Annotated in this window: 17 protein-coding genes and 1 other annotated feature; of the genes, 8 read left to right on the top strand and 9 right to left on the bottom strand. The window is 57.6% G+C overall.

The window, feature by feature from the left end; genetic code table 11:
* Window positions 1-101 precede the first annotated feature (101 nt).
* A complete protein-coding gene (yaaA, locus tag AC6I8J_RS03000; protein ID WP_253421047.1) occupies window positions 102-875 on the top strand; it encodes a peroxide stress protein YaaA in 774 nt (257 codons plus the stop codon).
* Between the two features lie 62 nt (window positions 876-937).
* On the opposite strand, the gene thrC is transcribed toward yaaA, so the two are convergent.
* From thrC to AC6I8J_RS02975, 5 genes are all read right to left on the bottom strand, one after another.
* Entirely contained in the window at window positions 938-2,221 is a 1,284-nt protein-coding gene (thrC, locus tag AC6I8J_RS02995) for a threonine synthase (protein ID WP_161731698.1), read from the bottom strand.
* 3 nt (window positions 2,222-2,224) lie between these two features.
* Window positions 2,225-3,154 (bottom strand): homoserine kinase, encoded by a 930-nt coding sequence (gene thrB / locus AC6I8J_RS02990; protein ID WP_013356712.1) that lies wholly within the window; start codon window positions 3,152-3,154, stop codon window positions 2,225-2,227.
* 2 nt (window positions 3,155-3,156) lie between these two features.
* Window positions 3,157-5,619 carry a bifunctional aspartate kinase/homoserine dehydrogenase I gene (gene thrA, locus AC6I8J_RS02985; RefSeq protein ID WP_161731702.1) on the bottom strand — a complete coding sequence of 821 codons (2,463 nt, stop codon included), beginning with the start codon at window positions 5,617-5,619 and terminating at the stop codon, window positions 3,157-3,159.
* Window positions 5,620-5,645: 26 nt separating this feature from the next.
* Window positions 5,646-5,764 (bottom strand) — a sequence feature (Thr leader region).
* Window positions 5,703-5,771, bottom strand: a complete 69-nt coding sequence (gene thrL, locus AC6I8J_RS02980; protein WP_071822204.1) for a thr operon leader peptide — start codon at window positions 5,769-5,771, stop codon at window positions 5,703-5,705. It overlaps the preceding feature by 62 nt.
* 188 nt (window positions 5,772-5,959) lie before the next feature.
* A complete protein-coding gene (locus AC6I8J_RS02975) occupies window positions 5,960-6,664 on the bottom strand; it encodes a tRNA/rRNA methyltransferase (protein ID WP_161731704.1) in 705 nt (234 codons plus the stop codon).
* 609 nt (window positions 6,665-7,273) lie between these two features.
* Here AC6I8J_RS02975 and arcA point away from each other — a divergent pair.
* Window positions 7,274-7,990, top strand: a complete 717-nt coding sequence (arcA, locus tag AC6I8J_RS02970; RefSeq protein ID WP_010253677.1) for a two-component system response regulator ArcA — start codon at window positions 7,274-7,276, stop codon at window positions 7,988-7,990.
* 71 nt (window positions 7,991-8,061) lie between these two features.
* Here arcA and creA read toward each other — a convergent pair whose 3' ends face one another.
* Window positions 8,062-8,535 (bottom strand): protein CreA, encoded by a 474-nt coding sequence (creA, locus tag AC6I8J_RS02965; RefSeq protein ID WP_161731706.1) that lies wholly within the window; start codon window positions 8,533-8,535, stop codon window positions 8,062-8,064.
* A gap of 194 nt (window positions 8,536-8,729) precedes the next feature.
* On the opposite strand from creA, the gene robA reads away from it, so the two are divergent.
* A complete protein-coding gene (gene robA / locus AC6I8J_RS02960) occupies window positions 8,730-9,611 on the top strand; it encodes an MDR efflux pump AcrAB transcriptional activator RobA (protein WP_161731708.1) in 882 nt (293 codons plus the stop codon).
* A gap of 39 nt (window positions 9,612-9,650) precedes the next feature.
* Here robA and gpmB read toward each other — a convergent pair whose 3' ends face one another.
* Window positions 9,651-10,298 carry a 2,3-diphosphoglycerate-dependent phosphoglycerate mutase GpmB gene (gene gpmB, locus AC6I8J_RS02955; protein ID WP_497825078.1) on the bottom strand — a complete coding sequence of 216 codons (648 nt, stop codon included), beginning with the start codon at window positions 10,296-10,298 and terminating at the stop codon, window positions 9,651-9,653.
* Between the two features lie 204 nt (window positions 10,299-10,502).
* Here gpmB and yjjX point away from each other — a divergent pair, with 204 nt between their 5' ends.
* Window positions 10,503-11,021: an inosine/xanthosine triphosphatase gene (yjjX, locus tag AC6I8J_RS02950; RefSeq protein ID WP_161731712.1), complete on the top strand. Its 519-nt coding sequence runs from the start codon at window positions 10,503-10,505 to the stop codon at window positions 11,019-11,021.
* On the opposite strand, the gene trpR is transcribed toward yjjX, so the two are convergent.
* Both trpR and sltY read right to left on the bottom strand, forming a co-directional pair.
* Window positions 11,022-11,342, bottom strand: a complete 321-nt coding sequence (trpR, locus tag AC6I8J_RS02945) for a trp operon repressor (RefSeq protein WP_222924588.1) — start codon at window positions 11,340-11,342, stop codon at window positions 11,022-11,024.
* Between the two features lie 45 nt (window positions 11,343-11,387).
* Window positions 11,388-13,307, bottom strand: a complete 1,920-nt coding sequence (sltY, locus tag AC6I8J_RS02940; protein ID WP_161731716.1) for a murein transglycosylase — start codon at window positions 13,305-13,307, stop codon at window positions 11,388-11,390.
* A gap of 271 nt (window positions 13,308-13,578) precedes the next feature.
* Here sltY and atzF point away from each other — a divergent pair, with 271 nt between their 5' ends.
* The 4 genes from atzF to urtA are packed head-to-tail and all read left to right on the top strand — an operon-like array spanning window position 13,579 to window position 21,002.
* A complete protein-coding gene (gene atzF / locus AC6I8J_RS02935; RefSeq protein ID WP_497825077.1) occupies window positions 13,579-15,375 on the top strand; it encodes an allophanate hydrolase in 1,797 nt (598 codons plus the stop codon).
* A 2-nt stretch (window positions 15,376-15,377) separates the two neighbouring features.
* Window positions 15,378-18,995, top strand: coding sequence for an urea carboxylase (uca, locus tag AC6I8J_RS02930; protein ID WP_497825076.1), 3,618 nt, complete (start codon window positions 15,378-15,380; stop codon window positions 18,993-18,995).
* A gap of 9 nt (window positions 18,996-19,004) precedes the next feature.
* The gene (locus AC6I8J_RS02925; protein ID WP_161731722.1) at window positions 19,005-19,706 is read left to right on the top strand and encodes a GntR family transcriptional regulator; all 702 of its coding nucleotides are present in this window, start codon (window positions 19,005-19,007) and stop codon (window positions 19,704-19,706) included.
* Between the two features lie 27 nt (window positions 19,707-19,733).
* The gene (gene urtA / locus AC6I8J_RS02920; protein ID WP_161731743.1) at window positions 19,734-21,002 is read left to right on the top strand and encodes an urea ABC transporter substrate-binding protein; all 1,269 of its coding nucleotides are present in this window, start codon (window positions 19,734-19,736) and stop codon (window positions 21,000-21,002) included.
* Window positions 21,003-21,047: the final 45 nt, after the last annotated feature.

Genomic DNA, 21,047 nt, shown 5'->3' with positions numbered 1-21,047 from the left:
ATAGGTGTGATTCGTCATTCTTTGCGGCTTTTTTGGTACACTGCAAAGCCTGATAAGCAGCCAATGCCCTGTTAAACCAGGCATTAACCGAGGAAGCAACAATGTTGATGGTGATCTCTCCTGCCAAGACGCTCGATTATGAAAGCCCGCTGGCGACCACGCGTTTCACCCAGCCTGCGCTGTTAGAAAAGTCACAACAGCTGATTGAGATTGCGCGCGAGCTGTCACCCGCCAGCATCGCCTCGTTAATGGGCATCAGCGACAAACTGGCACACCTCAATGCCGAACGATTTAACAGCTGGCACCCCGATTTTTCCCCGCAGAATGCCCGTCAGGCCATCCTGGCGTTCAAAGGTGATGTCTACACGGGCCTGCAGGCCGAAACCTTCAGTGATGAGGATTTCAATTTTGCTCAGCAGCATCTGCGTATGCTGTCAGGCCTCTATGGCGTGCTGCGTCCGCTCGATCTCATGCAGCCTTATCGACTGGAGATGGGCATTCGCCTGGCCAATCCGGCGGGCAAAGATCTCTACACATTCTGGGGCGATGTTATCACTGAACGGCTGAATGCCGCGCTGGCGGAACAGGGTGATGAGGTACTGATTAACCTCGCCTCGGACGAATATTTCAGAGCAGTTAAGCCGAAGAAGCTGAAAGCACAAATGATTAAGCCGGTGTTCCTCGATGAGAAGAACGGCAGTTATAAAGTGATTAGCTTCTATGCCAAAAAGGCGCGTGGATTAATGAGCCGCTATGTGATTCAGCAGCGCCTGACAAAGCCGGAGCAGCTTAAAGCGTTTGATCTGGATGGCTATCGTTTTGATGCAGCCAGCAGCAGGGAGAGCGAGCTGGTCTTTAAGCGCGCGGAGCAGTAATACCCCGCGCGTAATGTCTCTCCGCGAATAGGCTTCCCGCCGCCGGGAAGCCATTTACAGAACTACTTCAGCAGGAAGGCCCGCAGTGAGGCGAAGTCCGCCGTCATCTCGTGCGACAGGAGCGGCAGGTCAGCGCGCTCCGCTAACTCTGGTGGCAGTGTCAGAGTCTGTTCAAGGATCGCTTCCACGCTTTCGCGGAATTTCGCAGGGTGCGCGGTACCGAGGAACACACCATATTCCCCTTCCTGCAGCTGATCGCGCAGCAGACGCCAGGCGATGGCAGCATGCGGCTCGGAAACATAGCCAATCTGAGCCAGTTCACGCATGGCGGCGCGCGTGGTCTCATCAGAGACCGCACCACAGGCGAGATCGGTTAAGCGCCAGGTTTTACGGCGGAACAGCTCTTCCACACGCGGCCAGTTGTTCGGCTGGCTGACATCCATCGCATTCGACAGCGTAGAGACCGTCAGGTTAGGCTGCCATTCGCCGTTGCCAAGGAAGCGCGGCACCGTGTCATTGGCGTTGGTGGCGGCGATAAAGCGTTTGATCGGCAGGCCCAGCGATTTCGCCAGCAGACCGGCGGTCAAATCACCAAAGTTGCCGCTCGGCACGGATACCACCAGCTGATTACGTTTTTCCTGCGGCAGCTGCGCGACTGCTTCAAAGTAGTAGCAGATCTGCGCGAGCAGGCGGCTGATGTTGATAGAGTTTGCCGAGTTCAGACCAATCGTCTTTTTCAGCTCTTCATCATCAAACGCCTGTTTGACCAGCGACTGGCAGGCATCAAAATCGCCGTCGATAGCGATGGTTTCGATGTTACCGCCCAGGGTACAGAAGAGTTTCTCCTGCAACGGACTGATTTTGCCCTGCGGATAGAGGATCACCACGCGCACGTTCTTCATGCCGTAGAACGCGTGCGCCACGGCCGCGCCGGTATCACCGGAGGTGGCGGTCAGAATGGTGATCTGCTCATCTGAGCCTGAAACATACGACAGCATCTGCGCCATGAAACGGCCGCCGAAATCTTTAAACGCCAGCGTCGGACCGTGGAACAGCTCCAGACAGGCGATATCTTCGCTGACCTGTTTCACCGGGGCCGGAAAAGCAAAAGCGGCTTTAACACGCTCATGCAGCTGATGGGCCGGAATCTCGTCACCAATGAAAGCCGAGAGAATTTTGCTGCTGCGGCTGACAAAATCCATCTCCAGCATCGCGTCGATGTCGGTCAGTTCAAACTCCGGCAGTTCCAGCGGAAAGAACAGACCCTGCTGCGAACCCAGACCCTGTTTCACCGCCTGGGCGAAGCTGACCTGCTCGTTGTGATCCTTAAGATTGTAGAGTTTCATGCGTTATCCCAATTGTCGTGCGCCAGCCGTGTCGAGACGGCAGATATGGACGAAGCCTTCATCATTCTGCAGATAGTGCTGGCTCAGCCAGTCAGCCATCCGCTGTGCCGTTTCCATCTGATTGCAAACGGCGAAAAGTGTCGGACCAGAGCCGGAGATGCCGCACGCCAGTGCGCCAATCTCTTTCGCGGCCTGCCGCGCCTCGGCGAAACCTGGCAGCAGCCGGGTCCGATAAGGTTCGGCAATCACATCCTGCATAAGTTTAGCTGCCAGCTGCGGCTGACGCGTATGGCAGGCGTGAATGAAGCCGGCCAGCAGGCGGCCATGCTTAATGCAGTCTTCTTTACGGTACTGCGCCGGTAAAATGGCGCGTGCTTCTGCGGTCGACACTTTAATGCCCGGGTAGGCCATTACCCACAGCCAGTCGTCAAAGCCTGGCACCGCCTGGCTGATGATGTCATTCTCCTGAAGCATCAGTTGAATGCCGCCGAGGAAGCAGGGAGCGACATTATCATAATGTACGCTGCCGGAGATTCGCCCTTCCAGCTCACCCATCAGCGTCAGTAGCGTGCTGTCGCTGAGAGGCTTGCCGCAAAACTCGTTCATCGCCATTAAACCGGCCACCACCGAGCAGGCGCTGGAACCCAGCCCGGAGCCAATGGGCATATTCTTCTCCAGCGTCATCGCCACCGGGATCTCTTTGCCAATCGCCTCGCAGAAACGCTGCCAGCACTGATAAACGATGTTCTCTTTGGGATCGGCGGGCAGCTTACTGACAAAACGTCCGGCGTTGGTCAGTGAAAACTGCTCTGCCGCTTCCACGGAGACGCAGTCACCCAGCAGGGAGCCATCTACCGGCGAAACCGCCGCGCCCAGCACATCGAAGCCGACGCTGACGTTACCAATCGAGGCCGGTGCGTAAATTTTTACCATGATTAAACTCCCAACTTCCATGACAGCGTACGCAGCAGGTCGGCAAAGACACCGGCCGCTGTAACATCATTTCCTGCACCGTATCCGCGCAGCACCAGCGGAATCGGCTGATAGTAGCGGCTGTAAAACGCCAGCGCGTTCTCACCGTTTTTCACTTTATAGAGCGGATCGTTGCCGTCAACGGCGTCGATCTTCACTTTGCAGACGCCGCCCTCTTCAATCACGCCCACGTAGCGCAGCACTTTGCCCTCACTCTGCGCCTGTGCAACGCGGTCAGCAAAGGCGTTATCCAGCTCAGGCAGACGCTGCATAAACTGCTCCACATCCTGAATTTCGACAAGGCTGGCGGGCAGCAGCGGCTCGATCTCAATATCACTCAGCTCAAGCTGATGACCCGCTTCACGCGCCAGAATAAGCAGCTTACGCGCCACATCGGTGCCGGCGAGATCGTCTCGCGGATCGGGTTCGGTAAAGCCCATTTCACGCGCCATGTTAGTGGCTTGCGACAGCGAGATCCCTTCGTCCAGCTTGCCGAAGATGAACGACAGCGATCCGGAAAGAATACCGGAGAAGCGCAGCAGTTCATCACCCGCGTTCATCAGGTTCTGCAGGTTCTCAATCACCGGCAGTCCGGCACCGACGTTGGTATCATAAAGGAATTTACGTCGTGAGTTGGCGGCGGCGGCGCGCATCTGCTGATAGTAATTCCAGGAGGAGGTATTCGCCTTTTTGTTCGGCGTTACCACATGGAAGCCTTCGCTGAGGAAATCCGCATACTGATCGGCAACGGCCTGGCTGGAGGTACAATCCACAATGACCGGATTAAGCAGGTGATACTCTTTCACCAGACGGGTCAGGCGTCCGAGATTGAACGGCTCTTTCGCTTCGGCGAGTGCCGCCTGCCAGTTGCTTAAATCGATGCCGTGGACATTTGTTAACAGCGCATGCGAGTTCGCAATGCCGCAGACCCGCAGATCGATGTGCTTCTGCTTCAGCCACGCCTGCTGGCGATGTAACTGATCCAGCAGCGCACCGCCGACACCGCCGACACCGACCACAAACACTTCGATCACCTGATCGGTGGCGAACAGCATCTGATGCACCACGCGCACGCCGGTGATCACTTCGTCATTATTTACCACCACCGAGATGGAGCGCTCAGAGGAGCCCTGCGCAATCGCCACGATATTGATATTGGCGCGTGCCAGCGCCGAGAAGAATTTCGCTGAGATGCCACGCAGCGTGCGCATGCCATCGCCCACCACCGAGATCACCGCCAGGTTTTCAATGATGTCCAGCGGATCCAGCAGGCCATCTTTCAGCTCCAGGTAGAACTCTTCTTCCAGCACATGACGCGCCCGCGCCAGCTCGCTCTGCGGCACGCAGAAACTGATGCTGTATTCGGAAGAGGATTGAGTGATCAGCACCACAGAGATACCGGTGCGCGACATCGCCGCAAAGACTCTGGCCGCCATTCCAACCATCCCTTTCATGCCGGGGCCGGAGACGTTGACCATCGCCATATTATTCAGATTGGTGATGCCTTTTACCGGGCTCTCATCCTGTTCGCCTTCAGCACCAATCAGGGTGCCGGGCGCCTGCGGATTAGCGGTGTTTTTGATCAGGCAAGGGATCTGGAACTGGGCGATAGGCGCGATAGTGCGGGGATGCAGCACTTTGGCGCCGAAATAGGAGAGCTCCATCGCCTCCTGATACGACATTGACTTCAGCAGGCGTGCATCCGGCACCTGACGCGGATCGCAGGTATAGACGCCATCCACATCGGTCCAGATTTCGCAGCAGTCGGCACGCAGACAGGCGGCCAGCACGGCAGCTGAATAATCAGAGCCATTACGGCCCAGCACCACCAGCTCGCCGCGCTCGTTACCGGCGGTAAAGCCAGCCATCAGGATCATGTTCTGCGGCGGGATTTGACTCGCTTCAATACGGCGGGTTGATTCAGGGATGTCGACAGTCGATTCGAGGTAGTGGCCGACCGCCAGCAATTTCTCGACCGGATCAATCACGCTCACCTCATGACCGCGCGCCTGCAGCAGCGCTTCCATGATCGCAATCGAGAGTTTTTCACCACGACAGATAATCGCTGCGTTGACGCTGTCCGGGCACTGGCCCAGCAGGCTGATGCCGTGCAGTACCTGTTTTAGCTGAGCAAACTCCAGATCAACGCGGGTTTTCAGTCGATCGAACTCAAAGCCCGGCTGCGCGTCAGCGAGCCCCTGCAGCAGCTCGCTGAAGATGCGTTCGGCGTCGCTGATATTCGGTAAAGCGTCCTGACCACTGATGGTTTTTTCAATCATCGCCACCAGATGGTTAGTGATCTTCGCAGGTGCAGAGAGCACGGTTGCAACCTGTCCTTGTTGCGCATTGCTTTCCAGAATGTCAGCGACGCGAAGGAAACGCTCCGCATTCGCTACCGAGGTCCCGCCGAATTTCAGCACTCGCATAATATTAACTCTCCTGAATTTAAGCCGAAAAAAAAGCCCGCACTGTTTAGGTGCGGGCTTGTTTTCTGTTTTTCCTGTATGCGTCAGCCCGCACCGTTACCTGAGGTAATGGTGGTGGTAATAATTGTGGTGTTCAGGCTGATTTTACGCATTTAGATTTATTTTCTGTCTGTTTTTGTCTGTCCGTCTTGCTTCCAGAAGTAAAGCAAAGCGCACATTAAGTCAACCCGATTTGTCCGGCGGACAGTTTTCCACCACTGCGCACAGCCTCCGGTCAAATCGCAAAACGCTGTTCGATCGTTTGCGATGCAGAAATTCCCTGCGATCTGTTGCTGTAAAATCAGCTTTTTGCCGAGGATTTATCTGTGAGTTTTTTTTCAATATCGTGCAGCAGACGATGCAGCATCGCGCTGTCACGCTGTTCCAGCAAACCCACTCGCTGATCGATCCAGTCTGACAGCTTCTCATCATCACTGACATCGAGTTGCGCCAGCAGCTGATGGAAACGCTGACGCAGCGCCTGCAGCTGCTGCCCGTCGGCAGCGGACGCGACCGGCGCTTCAACCTGATTCAGCTTCGACAGCTGATAGCAGTAAACCATCACTGCCTGACCGAGATTCAGTGAAGGATAATCATTTGCCATCGGGATGCCGGTCAGCAGATCGACCTGCTCCAGCTCCTCGTTGGTCAGCCCGCTATCTTCGCGGCCAAACACCAGCGCCATGCTGTTGACCCACTGACGCTTTTCCAGCAGTTGCGTTTCAACCTGCTCGGGTGTGGCATAGTAACGGAACTTTGCCCGGCTGCGCGCCGTCGTCGCGACCGAAAAATCGATATCCGCTAAAGCCTCGGCAAGCGTAGTAAAGGCCTGAACATTATCGAGGATCTCACCTGCGCCATGGGCTACCCGGCGCGCTGCCGGATCCTGCCAGGCGTCGCTGGCAACGATGCGCAGCTGGCTGAACCCCATAGTTTTCATGGCACGCGCCGCAGCGCCGATATTTTCTGGCCGCGCGGGCGAGACGAGAATCAGGGGAAAAAGCATATTTATTCCATTGGTCCATTTACATAACGCCATATTAACATGACTGTTAATGATCCAGTTGTCAGAAGGCGACAAGAAAATCGGGTGTTAACAATGTTAAAACCAGTGAAAAGTGATGCCCTGAATATTTTTATCCCCGAAACCCGCCTTATTAAAGAAATCATTATTAATTTATTTAACTTCAAAGAGATAGAATGTGATTACCCGCTGGTTTCATTTTGGGTCACAGGCGTGATAAATGTAACGTAAATGATGCTTTTTGTGAGCTAAACAGGCATTCTGCGAGAAGTTTTTCACAAAAGTGTTAACGTGCTACAATTGCATTTGATATAAGTCAACGAAGCGTTGTTTTTATGCTTATCGGTTGTAGTTGGTGCTGTTAGGTTGCTGTTAATACAGTTAGGATATGCGCCATTATCATTAACGCCCGGGGCATGCAATTTTCATCCTGACTGGCTGAGCTAATACTGTTGTTGACGTTGATAGATGGCTTATCAAAATATGATTTCGTACAACGGTTCAGCGCGGCCCGCCGCTCTCGATGATGGAGAACGCCATACCGCTGTACGCCCTGTTTTCAATTTGTTGGCAAATTTTAGGTAGCTAAACATGCAGACCCCGCACATTCTTATCGTTGAAGACGAACTGGTCACGCGTAATACCCTCAAGAGCATTTTTGAGGCGGAAGGTTATGTGGTGTACGAGGCGACTGATGGCGCTGAAATGCATCAGGTGCTGACTGACAATGACGTTAACCTGGTCATTATGGACATCAACCTGCCCGGTAAAAACGGCCTGCTACTGGCCCGTGAACTGCGTGAGCAGGCCAATGTCGCTCTGATGTTCCTGACCGGCCGTGACAACGAAGTCGATAAAATTCTTGGTCTGGAAATTGGCGCTGACGACTACATCACCAAACCGTTTAACCCGCGTGAGCTGACTATTCGTGCCCGCAACCTGCTGTCGCGCACCATGAACCTGGCGATGCCAGGCGAAGAGCGCCGTCAGGTAGAGAGTTACAAATTCAACGGTTGGGAGCTGGATATCAACAGCCGCTCACTGATCAACCCGAACGGCGAGCACTACAAATTGCCACGCAGTGAGTTCCGCGCCATGCTGCACTTCTGCGAAAATCCAGGCAAAATTCAGACCCGTGCCGATTTGCTGAAAAAAATGACCGGCCGCGACCTTAAGCCGCACGATCGCACCGTTGATGTCACCATCCGTCGTATCCGCAAGCATTTCGAATCTACGCCGGACACGCCTGAGATCATCGCCACCATCCATGGTGAAGGTTATCGCTTCTGTGGTGATCTGCAGGATTAAGCAGCTGTCAGATGCGATAAACAATAAACGCCCCTGCGGGCGTTTTTTTTGCGCTCAATACAGCAGGTTAATCAGTGCCACGGCATAATCGGCACGGCGCTGAGCGCATTTTTCGGTGAACCGTCGACCACTTTATCGGAGTAGGTCAGATAGACCAGAGCATTGCGCTTTTTGTCGAAGAAGCGTACAACCTGCAGCTTCTTGAAGATTAGAGAGGTACGCTGGCGGAAGACCACTTCTCCCTCCGCTTTGCCCTGCGCAATTTTATCACTCAGTTCGACCGGACCGACCTGCTGACAGGAAATCGCGGCATCAGAGGTATCTTCTGCCAGCCCCAGTCCGCCTTTAATACCGCCGGTCTTCGCCCGGCTGATATAACAGGTTACATTTTTAACGTCCGGGTCATCGAATGCTTCAACAATGATTTTGTGGTCAGGCCCGAATATCTTGAATACCGTATCAACAGAGCCAATCTGTTCGGCAAGCAGCGGGCTGGAAAAGGTCAGCGTGGTCAGCACAGCGATCATAAGACGCGTTATTGTCATGGAGTTACCATTGCAAATGGAATAGATGAGAATGTAATGTACTGTCAAACGAATTAATGACCAAACTAAAACGGGTTTAAGCCCGTACTGATTTAGCACAACCTTCCCCGGAAAACGGCCCACGTCTTTTGAGCAATGAGTGCTAATATTCTTCGAATGCGTTTAGCTGCACCACCAGAGTATGAGGATGTTTTATGGACCAAGCCGGTATCATTCGCGATTTGCTTGTCTGGCTGGAGAGCCATCTGGATCAACCCCTTTCACTGGACAATGTTGCCCAGAAAGCCGGTTACTCTAAATGGCATTTACAAAGGATGTTCAAGGACGTAACCGGTCACGCAATAGGTGCCTATATCCGTGCGCGTCGTCTGTCGAAAGCTGCTGTCGCGCTGCGGCTGACCAGTCGCCCGATTCTGGACATCGCCCTGCAGTATCGTTTTGATTCACAGCAAACTTTTACTCGCGCATTCAAAAAGCAGTTTGCTCAGACTCCGGCCTGGTATCGTCGCTCTTCCGACTGGAACTCATTCGGTATTCGTCCCCCGATTCGCCTGGACGATGAGACGCAGCCGGAACCGGCTTTCGTTACCCTGCCGGAAACGGTACTGGTGGGGCAAACCCAGAACTACACCTGTATTCTGGAGCAGATCTCCAGCTATCGCGACGAGATGCGGATTCACTTCTGGAAGCAGTTCCTGCTGGAAACGGACACGGTTCCGCCGGTGCTGTATGGCCTGCATCAGGTGCGTGCCAGCCAGGACAAAGATGATGAGCAGGAGATTCTCTACACCACGGCGGTGCCTGCTGACAGCGCGGTCAACCTGCACTCCGGCCAGAGTGTTATTCTGGAAGCGGGCGATTACGTGCAGTTCACCTACAACGGCCCGCGCGTCAATCTGCAGGAATTTATCCTGCTGCTTTATGGCACCTGCATGCCAACGCTGGGACTGACCCGTCGTCAGGGACAGGACATCGAACGCTTTTATACTCATGGCGGTAAAAAGCTTAGCGAGCCACCGACCGAGATTCGGTGCGAATATCTGATTCCGATTCGCCGTCAGACTGTCGCCAGCTAAGATCAGGGCTGCCGTCTGTGGACGGCAGCTTTCACGACATCAGCGTTGCAGCTCGTCGAGCGCAGGCGCGTCAAGATGGGAAATATCCCCCGCCGTCTCCACAATCCACCCTTCTGCCAGCCAGGCACTCTGCTGATAATCGACACGTGAGATTGAGCAGTTACGCAGACGCAGGCGACGTTCCGCATACGCGGGCAGACCGAGAATCGTACTGACCAGCGATCCCAGTGCCATACCGTGACTGACCAGCAGCGGACGGCTTCCGACAGGCAGTTCGCGACAGGCATTCAGCGCGGCGTGCATGCGCGTCGCCATCTCCGTCATCGACTCGCCTTCTGGAATGCGACCGCCTTCGGTGCCGTTGACCAGCGTGGCGCGCCACTGCTCTTCCTCCGCCGTTAAACCATCCAGCGGACGCTTCTCCAGTACGCCCATATTCAACTCACGCAGCCGCGGATCCAGCGTCACTGCGCATCCGCAGGCGTCCGCAATAATCTCCGCGGTGCGGCGCGTACGTCCCAGATCGCTGGCAATCACGTGCGTGATGCCCAGATGTTTGACGCACTCACCCACCTGATAAGCCTGTTGCTCACCTTTTTCCGTCAGCGGACTGTCGGATTGCCCCTGAATGCGGCGTTCCGCATTCCATACCGTTTCACCGTGACGAACAAGATAGACCTGTAGCATGTTAGTTTCCGTTATACTGCGACAAAAATCGTCTCAGAGCCTGTCCCATCAGGCGTCATTGTTGCAGACAGTCTGGACACGGAGCGTGCGGAATAATCCGGCGTACACGGAGTACGCGAGGATCGTGGCACTGCCCAGGTTCAGACCAGCCCATAAAATCGCCTGATGGGCCAGGCTCTTAATCACCTGAGGGTTCAATCAATTATGTACCATGTTGTCGCAGCCACAACCAACCCAGCGAAGATTCACGCGATTGCTCAGGCTTTCAGCGACGTTTTCGGCGAGGGATCCTGCCATATTGAAGGGGTCGAGGTCGATAGCGGCGTAGCAGCACAACCGTTAACCCATCTGGAAACGCGAACAGGCGCACGTCAGCGCGTCATGAATGCCCGACAGGTCCGGCCTGAAGCGGCGTTCTGGGTAGCGATTGAGGCAGGCATTGAAGATGACACCGCATTTGCCTGGATGGTCGTGGAAAACCAGAAGCAGCGCGGCGAATCGCGCTCGGCCAGTTTTACCCTGCCGCCAGTCGTGCTGGCAGGCCTGCGTGAAGGCCGTGAGCTGGGCGACGAGATGGCGCGGTTAACCGGCATCGACAATATCAAACACCAGGGGGGTGCTATCGGGGCGTTCACGAACGGCCTGCTCAGTCGCTCCAGTGTCTATCATCAGGCACTGATTCTGGCACTCTGCCCGTTCGTCCATCCGCTTTACCAGCAGTGATCAGGTGCGTCCCAGATGCGCTTCCAGCCAGCGTTTCAGCTCTGGGGGCGCCTCTTTCAGGCTGTTAGAGCCACGGGTAATGGTTGCGATGCCGACGCCGAGCTCATTTTTCAGCTCGCGCTGGCTCATTTCGCCGTTCATCAACTCTTCGATAATCCGCAGTCGGGTGCCGAATGCTTCCCGCTCATCAGGCGTCATCATCAGTTGCATCAGGGGCAATGCATGACCATCGGCAAAGGCCTGCTGCATCAGCACGACAAAGCGTTGCCAGCTATCTTCTGGCGAATGCGCATCGGTAGAAGGGGAATCAGAATGGGTCATGAAGAGGCTTCCGTACTCGCTAAAGAGTACGGAAGCTTAGCACAGCTAGTAACGGCGATTCCACTCAGCATCTGACAGGATCTTGTCAGGCTTGCCCATGAAGTGACGATAGTAGGCGTCATACGCCAGCACATTCTTCACGTAGCCGCGCGTTTCAGAGAACGGAATGGTCTCAATAAACGCGACGGCGTCGAGATTGCCTGCACTGGTTTTCTGCCAGCTTCGCACCCGGCCCGGCCCGGCATTATAGGCGGCAGAGGCGAAGATCCGGTTCTGGTTAAACTGCTGATAGACATATTCCAGATACTGCGTGCCGATCTGGATATTGGTTTCCGGATCCAGCAGCTGGCTGGTATTGCTGTAGCCAGGAATGTTATACATCTTCACGGTGTGCGCCGCGGTGGCAGGCATAATCTGCATAAGACCACTCGCCCCGACCGGCGAATGCGCTTTTGGGTTCCAGGCGCTTTCCTGACGCGAAATCGCCATCGCATAGCTCGGCGGGATCTGTTTGATCTCGGTGTTACGCTCATAGACGCTCTGCCACGCCAGCGGGAAGCGCTCTTTCAGGCTGTCCCACATTTTTGCGGTGATAGTCGCCTGCACGCTGAGATCCCACCAGTCCTGCTCATTGGCGTAACGCGCCAGCATCTGCTGCTGCGTGTGGGTGCGGCTGGCAATCAGATTGCTCCACTCGCTGCGTGCCAGATTATCCAGCCCCCAGTACATCAGTTCGCGCACGCGGGCCAGCTCCGGTCCCTGCACAGTGGCACTGTCAGGCTTCGGCGCTTCATCCACCTGCAACGGGTAGTCAACGCCAAGCCGCTGTGCGGCCACCATCGGATAGAAGCCACGCGCCTGCATCAGCTTGCGCAGAATCTCTTCCGCTTCCTCTTTACGATCTTTCTCAAATAGCAGGTCAGCCTGCCAGTACTGCCACTCATCTTTCTCTTTGGCCTCCAGCGGCAGACGGGCGATCCAGGTGTTCAGACCGCGTCTGTCATGCTGAGAAAGCGCCAGGCGCACCCGGCGTTCCACCAGCGCGGTTGACTCACTGTTCATCACCACCGCATCGCGCCAGCGCGCCTGCTCAGAAGTGAGATCGCTGCCCATCATGCGCCAGACCACAATCTCTTTCAGCGCCTGCTCATCTTCCGGCCCCATCTTCTGCGCCCGGACCAGTATCGGAATCAGGCTGCGGGCATTTTCCATGTCCTGCCGCGCCACGCGCGTAAAGGCGTAAATCGTGGCCTGACGGGTGAAGTCGGTTGGCCCAACGGCGCTGGCAAACGTGCTGACCGTTAACGGATCCTGCTGCAGGGACTGTATCGCGTCAGACATGGTCTGATAGTCAGCAGGTAACGTTTTCGCCAGATAACTCACCAGGCTGTCGTTGCCCGCTTTCATCGCCAGCCGGATACGTTCCAGGATGGTAATAGGCGAAACCTGACCGGAAGCCTGCCATACCGAGAAGAGCTTATCGCAGTCGGCGGGCAGGGCTGTGCCACGCAGCCAGATCTGCTTTGCGCCATCAAACGCGGCCTGCTGCTGACCGGTGGCCCATTTGGCGTAATACCAGTTACATCGTGCCTGCACCGGCTTGGGTTCGGTCGGACTGAAGTTCAGCACGCCCTGCCAGTCCTGACGCCAGGCCAGCACATTGATAAAGCGGGTACTGAGCGAGCGTGCGGGTGGCAGCGTCGGATACTGGCGAATAAAGTTCTGCACGGCCAGGGCGGTTTCCTGATCGAGATCCTGTGCCAGCAGGCGATATTGCAGATAAGGGTAGAGCGGATAATCCTGGAGCGTCGGCAACAGCTGATCCACGGTCGCCATCTGGTTACTGTCCCAGGCCTGTTTAATTTGTTGATAACGTTGCCGTTGTTGATCCAGCGAATCGGCCCATGCGCTGCTGGCCGAACCGACCAGGCAGATCCCTATCATCCAGTTACGCCACTTCACCACGTAAATCTCCTCTGTTGCTGGGCGCCGGCGAGTTGCCAGACAGTCTTTCATGCTAACCGGGCCACCGGACTCTTGCCATGTTCTTCGCAAAATTTACGCATACGGACATTAAACGCACCGTCATCGCTCAGCGTGCGCGCCATCATTGTGCAAATTATCATCAGAAAATCTTATCACTGAATGCATTAAACTGTTGAATCATCGTCTTAAAAAAGTGGCACATCCTTTGCTCTGTTGAATCCCATCTTGTATACCAGCTGGAATTCTTCCTATGACTTCAACCCTCGGCCTGACACTTGCCGCCTGGCAGCAGCGCTATCAGCAGGCTCCGCAACAGATAACCTCACTGCTGAGCGCACACCTGGCAGCGATGGATACCCGTGATAATGCCTGGATCTATCTCGCGACCCCGGATCAGTTAGCGGCACAGATTGCGCCACTGCTGGCGGACTATCAGCGCGATCCCGGCTCGCTGCCGCTGTTTGGTGTGCCCTTTGCGGTCAAAGACAATATTGATGTGGCGGGCTGGCCCACCAGCGCTGCCTGCCCTGCCTTTACCTATACCGCCAGCGAAGACGCGGTCGCCGTCGCCCGGCTGAAAGCCGCTGGCGCCGTCGTCATCGGCAAAACCAACCTCGATCAGTTCGCGACCGGTCTGGTGGGAATCCGCTCGCCTTATGGTGCGGTCAGTAACACCTTTAATGCTGATTATGTCAGTGGCGGCTCCAGCTCCGGCTCGGCATCCGTGCTGGCGCGCGGGCTGGTCGCTTTTTCGCTGGGCACCGATACCGCCGGTTCGGGCCGTGTGCCGGCAGGCTTTAACAATATAGTCGGCCTCAAGCCGACCAAAGGCTGGTTCTCTGCGCGCGGCGTGGTGCCCGCCTGTCGCCTCAACGACACCCTTTCGGTGTTTGCGCTGACGGCAGAAGATGCGTTTAGCGTCGCCAGCGTCATGGGAGGTTATGATGCCGGTGACGCCTATTCGCGTGTGAATCCGCGCACCGCCCCGGCTAGCCTGCCGGTTCATCCCCATTTTGCTGTACCTTTGAACCCGGAATTTTTTGATGATGCTGCGGCCGAAGCAGCCTGGGATCAGGCGCTGGAGGCATTACAGACGGGCGGCGCAACGCTGCACCCTATCGACTTCACCCCGTTCAGCAAGCTGGCTGAACAACTCTATTACGGCGCCTGGGTCGCCGAACGCACGGCGGCGGTGGGCGGGATGCTCGATCATCCGGCGGAGATGGACCCGGTGGTGCATGAGATCGTCGCCAGCGGCCTGAAATACAGCGCGGTCGATGCTTATAAGGCGGAGTATCTGCGGGCGGAGCTGACGCGCCAGATACACCAGACGCTGGCACAGTTTGATGCGCTGGTCGTGCCGACCTCGCCCACCATCCACACCCTGGAGGAGATGAAGCAGGAGCCGATTCTCTACAACTCACATTTCGGCACCTATACCAACTTCACCAATCTTGCCGACCTCTCAGCGCTGGCGCTGCCCGGCCCGTTCCGCAACGACGATCTCCCGGCTGGCATCACACTGATTGCGCCAGCCTGGCACGATCGGGCGCTGGCGGAATTTGGTCTTCGCTGGCAGCAGCAGCTCGCGCTGCCGCTGGGCGCGACCGGCCAGCCCTTTCCGACCCGGCGCACTTCGCTGCCCGCTTCACCCGACCACGTCCGGCTGGCGGTCGTGGGCGCGCATCTGACCGGCATGCCACTTAATTTCCAGCTCACTGAACGCAAGGCCGTCTGGGTCGAAGAGACGCAGACCGCGCCACACTATCGCCTCTTCGCCCTGCTGGAGGGCGCGATCAAAAAGCCCGGCCTGATGCGTGACGAACAGGGCGCTGCGATCACCGTTGAACTGTGGGATATCCCGGTCGCGCGTTTTGGCGAGTTTGTGGCGGAGATCCCCGCCCCGCTGGGTATCGGCAGCCTGACGCTGGCTGATGGCCGGGTGGTGAAAGGCTTTATCTGCGAAGGCTCGGCGCTGAAGACCGCGCTGGAGATTACTGAAACAGGCGGCTGGCGCAACTGGCTGGCATCACAGGGGAGTCACTGAGCATGTTCACCACCGTACTGATTGCCAACCGCGGCGAAATTGCCTGCCGCGCCATCCGCACTCTGAAGCGCCTCGGGGTGACAAGCGTCGCAGTCTACTCCGACGCTGACCGCAACGCGCAGCACGTTAAGCAGGCCGATATCGCTATCGCGCTGGGCGGCGACAAAGCCAGCGACAGCTATCTTCGTATCGACAAAATCCTGGCGGCGGCGCAGCAGAGCGGCGCGCAGGCGATCTGGCCAGGCTACGGTTTTCTTTCTGAAAGCCAGCCGTTTGCTGACGCCTGCGACGCGGCGGGCATCGCCTTTGTCGGCCCTACCGCGCAGCAGATTGGTGAGTTCGGCCTGAAGCACCGCGCCCGTGAGCTGGCAGCCAGCGCGGGTGTCCCGATGACACCAGGTACACCGCTGCTCGCCTCGCTGGAGGCGGCGTTACAGGCCGCCGATGAAATAGGCTATCCGGTGATGCTGAAAAGCACGGCGGGCGGCGGCGGCATTGGCCTGACGCGCTGCGCCGATGCCGATGCGCTCGCCAGCGCCTGGGAGAGCGTGCGCCGTCTGGGCGAACAGTTCTTCAGTGATGCCGGCGTTTTTCTGGAGCGCTGTATCGATCGCGCCCGCCACGTTGAAGTGCAGATTTTTGGTGATGGCACCGGCATCGTGGTGGCACTGGGCGAACGCGACTGCTCACTGCAGCGCCGCAATCAGAAGGTGGTGGAAGAGACGCCGGCACCCGGTTTATCGCAGGCGACGCGTGACGCCCTGCTCGCCTCGGCGGTTCGGCTCGGCGAGCGGGTTAACTACCGCAGCGCAGGTACCGTGGAGTATATCTACGACGTCGACCAGCAGACCTTTTACTTTCTGGAAGTGAACACCCGTCTGCAGGTGGAACATCCGGTCACAGAATGCGTCACCGGACTCGATCTGGTCGAATGCATGTTGCAGGTGGCGGCGGGCGATGCGGTGGACTGGGCACGTCTGCAGCGGCCTCCAAAGGGCGCGGCCATTGAGGTGCGGCTCTACGCGGAAGATCCGCTGAAGAACTTTCAGCCCAGCCCCGGCCTGCTCACCGGCGTTACCTTCCCTGACGGCGTGCGGGTCGACAGCGGCATCGAAACCGGTAGCGAGGTCTCCAGCTTCTACGATCCAATGATCGCCAAGCTGATTGTGCATGCCAGCACCCGCGATGCGGCGCTGGAAAAACTACACCAGGCGCTGGATGCCACGCAGCTGCATGGCATCGCCACCAACCTCGACTATCTGCGCCAGATCACCACCAGCGACGCTTTTCGCAGTGGCAACGTCTGGACGCGCTACCTCGACAGCGTCGTCCCTGCCTCCTCCGTAGTGGAAGTGCTGCAGCCCGGCACCTTCAGTTCGGTTCAGGACTACCCTGGTCGCCTCGGCTACTGGGATATTGGTGTGCCGCCTTCCGGCCCGATGGATGACCTCGCGTTCCGGTTGGCGAACCGCATCGTCGGTAACCATGAATCAGCCGCAGGCCTGGAATTTACTCTGCAGGGACCGACGCTGCGTTTCCACTGCGATGCCATTCTGGCGCTGACCGGCGCGGACTGCAACGCCCGGCTTGATGGAGAACCGGTCAGCACCTGGCAGCCGCTGGCCGTGAAAGCGGGACAGACTCTGGCGCTGGGACGCGCGCGGACCGGCTGCCGCAGCTATCTGGCGGTGCGTAACGGCTTCGACGTGCCGGAATATCTGGGCAGCCGCAGCACCTTTTCACTGGGACAGTTTGGCGGTCACGCCGGACGTACCCTGCGCGTGGCTGATATGCTGGCGATCTCACAGCCTGAACGGGCAGCCTGCACCACGCCTGCGCCAGTCAGCGATCCGCAGCCACTCGATACCGCACTGATTCCGCACTACGGCAGTGAATGGCGCATCGGCGTGCTCTACGGCCCGCACGGCGCACCAGACTTCTTCACCCAGGCTGCCATAGACGAGTTCTTTGCCAGCGACTGGCAGGTGCACTACAACTCCAACCGCCTCGGCGTGCGGCTGGTTGGCCCGAAACCGACCTGGACCCGCGCCAACGGCGGCGAAGCGGGCCTGCACCCCTCCAACGTTCACGACTGTGAATATGCCATCGGCGCGGTCAATTTCACCGGCGACTTCCCGGTGATCCTGACGCACGATGGCCCGAGCCTGGGCGGCTTTGTCTGTCCGGTAACTATCGCCAAAGCCGAGCTGTGGAAAGTGGGTCAGGTCAAACCTGGCGACACCATCCGCTTCCATCCCATTACGGCAGACGATGCGCTGGCGCGGGAAAAAGCACAGATGCACCTGGTCGACACCCTGCGACCGGAACATCCACCAACCTTTGCCGTGCCGTCGCTGGCCGAAACCGCTCACGGCTCCGCCACGATTCTGGCCGCCATTGAGGCTACCAACAGCACGCCAAAAGTGGTCTATCGCCAGGCGGGCGATAAATATGTGCTGATTGAGTATGGTGACAACGTGCTGGACCTGGCGCTGCGCCTGCGCGTCCATCTGCTGATGAATGCGCTAACGGCGCAGGCGGAGACGGGTGTCGGGGAGCTGTCGCCTGGTGTGCGTTCGCTGCAGGTGCGTTACGACAGCCGCATCATTAGCCAGTCCCGGCTGATGTCACTGCTGCTGGCGCTGGAAGCGACGCTGGGCGACGTCAGCACGCTGAAAGTGCCCTCCCGCGTGGTGTGGATGCCGATGGCATTTGAAGACAGCGCCACGCTGGGTGCGGTCAGCCGCTATCAGGAGACGGTGCGTGCCAGCGCGCCCTGGCTGCCCAACAACGTCGATTTTATCCAGCGCATTAACGGTTTAAGCAGCCGCGATGAGGTACGCGACACCCTGTTCGACGCCAGCTATCTGGTGCTGGGGCTGGGCGACGTCTATCTTGGCGCACCCTGTGCCGTGCCGATCGATCCGCGCCATCGCCTGCTGAGTTCTAAATACAGTCCGGCACGCACCTTCACCGCCGAAGGCACCGTCGGGATTGGCGGCATGTATATGTGTATCTACGGCATGGATTCGCCCGGCGGCTATCAGCTGGTGGGCCGCACGCTGCCTATCTGGAACACCTTCCTGAAAAACCCGCAGTTCGCGCCCGATGCGCCGTGGCTGCTGCGCTTCTTCGATCAGGTACGCTTCTATCCGGTAAGTGAAACCGAACTGAACCAGCTGCGCGAAGATTTCCGGGAAGGTCGTGCCAGCCTGCGTATTGAAGAGACGCAGTTTGATTTTGCCGCCCACCAGCAGTTCCTCGCCGACCACGCCGCTGAGATTGCCGCGTTCCGCCAGCGCCAGGCCACCGCCTTTGAACAGGAAGTGCAGCTCTGGGCGCAGGAAGAGCAGAACGCAACGCAGGCGGATGACACGCCTGCCAGCGTCATCGAAGAGGAGGAGAACGGGCTGCCGGTGCAGGCGGACCTCAATGGCAACATCTGGAAAGTGCTGGTGCAGCCGGGCGACGCAGTCAGCGCCGGGCAGACGCTGATTATCGTCGAGGCGATGAAGATGGAGCTGGCGATTGTCGCCCCGCAGGCCGGTCGGGTAACGCGGATTGCCTGTCAGGCGGGCCGTCCGGTCAGTCCTGGCGACACCCTGCTGTGGCTGGAATAAGGAGCGCCGATGACAACCCAACCTCAATCCCCTAAAGCGCGCCCGGAAGCGCTGGCCGAACGGGTCTATCAGGCGCTGAAGGCCGATATTTTCGCCTTTCGCCTGATGCCGGGCGATCGTTTCAGCGAAAGCGAAATCGCCGGACGGATGGCGGTCAGCCGCACGCCGGTGCGCCAGGCGCTGTTCCGGCTGGAGCGCGAAGGCTTTGTCGAAGTGTGGTTTCGCAGCGGCTGGCAGGTTAAAAATTTCGATTTCGCCTGGTTCGAATCGCTGTATGACCTGCGCACGGTGCTGGAGTGCGAGGCGGTAAAACGCCTCTGCGCCCTGCCTGCGCCGCAGTCTGGCGCGCTGTTAAGCGAACTGAATCAGTTCTGGTGTGAGGCAGAGGCGCTCACCGAGGGCCTGGTGGTGTCGCAGCATGACGAGGCGTTTCACATGACGCTGGTCGCGGCAGCGGGTAACCCGGAGATGGCACGCATTCACGCCGAACTCACGGAGAAGATCCGCATTATCCGTCGGCTCGACTTCACCCGTGATGACCGCGTCTATGCCACTTATCAGGAACATGCGCAGATTTTACAGGCGATCTTTCAGCAGCAGACCATCGAGGCACAACGCATCCTGACCGATCACATCGCCGTCAGTAAGGCGGAGGTCAGGAAGATCACCCTGCACCGTCTCCAGCAGGCCCGGCTCCAGCTTACCGAATAACATAACAACCACCCAGGGGTTTAAATGATGAAAAGACGTTCGTTGATCAAGGCTTTCGCCCTCTCCGCTACCGTTATCAGCATGGGGTTCGCCTGGAGTGCGCAGGCGGCTGACACCATCAAAGTGGGTATCATGCATTCGCTCTCTGGCACCATGGCGATTTCTGAAACGCCACTGAAAGATGTGGCGCTGATGACCATTGATGAGATCAACGCAAAAGGCGGCGTGCTGGGGAAAAAGCTGGAACCGGTGGTGGTCGATCCCGCCTCTAACTGGCCGTTATTTGCCGAGAAAGCGCGGCAGCTGCTGACTCAGGATAAAGCGGCAGTGGTGTTTGGCTGCTGGACTTCAGTGTCACGCAAATCGGTACTGCCGGTGTTTGAAGAGCTGAACGGCCTGCTGTTCTATCCGGTGCAGTATGAAGGGGAAGAGATGTCACCCAACGTCTTCTACACCGGCGCGGCGCCTAACCAGCAGGCGATTCCGGCGGTGGAGTACCTGATGAGCGAAGATGGCGGCAGCGCGAAACGCTTCTTCCTGCTGGGTACCGACTACGTCTATCCGCGCACCACCAACAAAATCCTGCGCGCCTTCCTGCACAGCAAAGGCGTGGCCGACAAAGATATCGAAGAGGTCTACACGCCGTTTGGTTACAGCGACTACCAGACCATCGTGTCCAACATCAAAAAGTTCGCGGCAGGCGGTAAAACGGCGGTGGTCTCGACCATCAACGGCGACTCCAACGTACCGTTCTACAAAGAGCTGGCGAACCAGGGCATCAAAGCTACTGACATTCCAGTGGTCGCCTTTTCGGTGGGCGAAGAGGAGCTGCGCGGCATCGACACCAAACCGCTGGTGGGTCAGTTAGCGGCCTGGAACTATTTCGAGTCGATCGATAATCCGACCAACGCGAAGTTCGTCGCCGATTACCGCGCCTACGCCAAAGCACACAACCTGCCGAATGCGGCTACCGTCGTCACCAACGACCCGATGGAAGCAACTTATGTTGGCATCCATATGTGGGCGCAGGCGGTGGAAAAAGCGGGCACGACGGATGTGGACAAAGTACGCGCGGCGATGGCCGGTCAGACCTTCAACGCGCCGGATGGCTTTACCCTGACCATGGATCAGACCAACCATCATCTGCATAAGCCGGTCATGATTGGCGAAGTAGAAGAGAACGGTCAGTTCAGCGTGGTGTGGCAGACCGATAAGCCGGTGCGCGCACAGCCGTGGAGCCCGTACATTGCCGGTAACGACAAGAAGCCCGATCACCCGGTGAAGACCGCGCAGTAAGCGCGCGTTGCTGATGAGAAAGCGTCACCCGCTGTGACGCGGCAG

It is taken from the genome of Pantoea sp. X-Soil-ISGK-355 (genome assembly GCF_059730805.1).
Note: the sequence above shows the minus strand (reverse complement) of the source record. Positions and strands in the feature narration are given on the sequence as shown.